This window comes from Roseisolibacter sp. H3M3-2 (assembly GCF_029211165.1).
GTDB lineage: Bacteria > Gemmatimonadota > Gemmatimonadetes > Gemmatimonadales > Gemmatimonadaceae > Roseisolibacter.
The window spans coordinates 1-2,055 of sequence record NZ_JARGEK010000575.1 but is presented as its reverse complement, the minus strand read 5'-3'; the positions used below and the strand labels follow the sequence as shown (position 1 = coordinate 2,055).

Here is a 2,055-nt window from a genome sequence, read left to right as displayed (position 1 = left end):
CGCCGCCGCCGTGTCGCCCGCCGCCCGCAGCGAGTCGGCGACGCGCGTCAGCGAGTCGGCGCGCGCGACGAGGCGGCGGGTCGCCGAGTCCTCGCGCAGGCGCACCGCGGCGGCGGACGTGTCGGCGCGGCGCGCGCGCGTGCGGTCGTTGTCGCCGATCATCACCGTGACCGACCCCGACGCCGTCGAGTCGTCGGCGGCCAGCCCCAGCTCCGCCGGCGTCGGGATGCGCGGCACGTTCAGCGTGCCGTTGACGTCGTTGTAGCGGTAGCTCTCCTCGAAGCGCACCGGGACGCGCATGAACCCCGCCTGCGCCTCCCCCTCGGCGACGTTCATCTTGGGGAGCCAGAAGCGCTGCTCGTAGAGCCCGTACTCGACGGTGATGGCGGAGATGTTGGCGCGCATCGGGCTGAGCATCCCCTTCACCCACTTGGGGACCTCGTCGTCGTCCCCGTCGCGCTTCGCCTCCTCGTCCGCCACTTTCCAGATGTCCATGTCGGCGGCCATGCGGTACGCGGCACGCACCAGGCTCCCGCGGTCGGCGTCGAACCAGAAGGAGCCGACGAAGGCGCGCCACTCGGGCTTGCGGGCGGTGATGCGCAGCTCGCGCAGCGCGATGCGGCGCCCGTCGGGGAGGGAGATGCTCACCGCGTCGCCGGTGGCGTAGCGGTAGTACGCCTCGGCGCCCGCGGCCAGCGGGTGCAGCATGTCGTTCTCGTTCACCTCCGCCTTGGCGACCCCCATGTCCCCGGAGGGCATCCAGAGCGTCTCGCGCCCCGGGAAGTACGGCACCGAGGTCAGGTCGTCGGCGTCGACGTCGAGGTCCGCCTCCTTGATGGCGGGCATGACCGCGCGGCGGCCGGTCGGCTCGACCCACACGCCGTTGTCGCGCGACCAGCGCACGCGGGCCGCCCCCTCGCTGCGGAACAGCAGCCGCTCGCGCCCCAGCCGCCGCACGCCGATGCCGACCGAGAGCCGCTGGTAGGTCTTCGCGTCGTAGGCGCGGAGTGCCGAGTCCTGGGCCAGGCGGGCGACGCGGGCGCGCTCGAGCAGGGTGCGGGCGCTCGCGTCGGCGAAGGCGGTGCGCTCCAGCTCGGGGGTCACCGGCTGGCGGCGGACCTTCCGGCGCTCGCGCCCCATCTCCTCGGCGATGGCGCGGCACTCGTCCTCGCCCCGGCAGTCGGTGAGGCGTCGGCGGGCGCCGGTGTCGGCGGGGGCGGACGCGGCGGGGGGCTGCGCGACGGCGAGCGCCGGCAGCAGGAGGGCGAACGGAAGGAATCGCATCGGGAGGCGGGGGGCTCGAGCCGCCCCCCCGTACGCGACCGTTCCGCCCCCGGTTTCCGCCCCGCCGCGCGGCCGGAGAGGGCGCCGAGCGTTGTCGGACGCCGCGCCGTATGCCATCGTAGCGCGTCCGGCGTCCGCCGGGCGCGACCCCTCGCCGACCCGCCCATGAAGTCCCCGACCCGCTACGCGGCCCCCGCGCTGCTGGCGACCCTGCTCGCCCCTCCCCTGCTCGCCCAGAACGCGGCCGCCGCCGCGCCGGCCGGCGGCACCGCCCCGGCCGGCGGCGCGCCGGCCAGCGCCCGCCGCGACTTCGCCCCGGCCGACCTGAAGGGGTGGAAGACGGTCCGCAACGCCCAGCTCTCCAACGACGGGCGCTGGTTCGCCTACCAGTTCGCCCCCAACGAGGGGGACGCCGAGGTCGTGCTCCGGTCGGTGGCCGACGGCAAGGAGACGCGCATCCCGATCGGCGAGGCGCCGGCCCAGCAGGGCGGCCCCTTCGGCGGCGCGGCGGCGGCGAGCCCCGTCCTGTTCAGCGGCGACGGGCAGTGGCTGGCGGTCACGGTCTACCCGAAGCAGGCCGACGCGCGCCGGCTGCGCCGCGAGCGCCGCCAGCCGGCCAACAAGGTCGTGCTGGTGCGCACCGCGACCGGCGAGCAGCGCGAGTTCGACCGCATCCGCCGCGTGGCGTTCGCCGGCGAGCGGCCGACGCACGTCGTGCTGCAGGCGTACCCCGCCGAGGGCGCGGCCCCGGCGCCGGCCGCCGCGGCGGCG

1 protein-coding gene and 1 pseudogene are annotated in these 2,055 nt (G+C 76.6%); one reads left to right on the top strand and one right to left on the bottom strand.

Translation table 11 applies throughout. The features are described from left to right. Window positions 1-1,284, bottom strand: a 1,284-nt coding sequence (locus PYV61_RS24680) for a hypothetical protein (protein ID WP_275836536.1), incomplete at its 3' end; no start/stop codon positions are given. A 165-nt stretch (window positions 1,285-1,449) separates the two neighbouring features. On the opposite strand from PYV61_RS24680, the pseudogene PYV61_RS24675 reads away from it, so the two are divergent. After that, window positions 1,450-2,055, top strand: a pseudogene (locus tag PYV61_RS24675) (hypothetical protein); the annotation flags it as partial.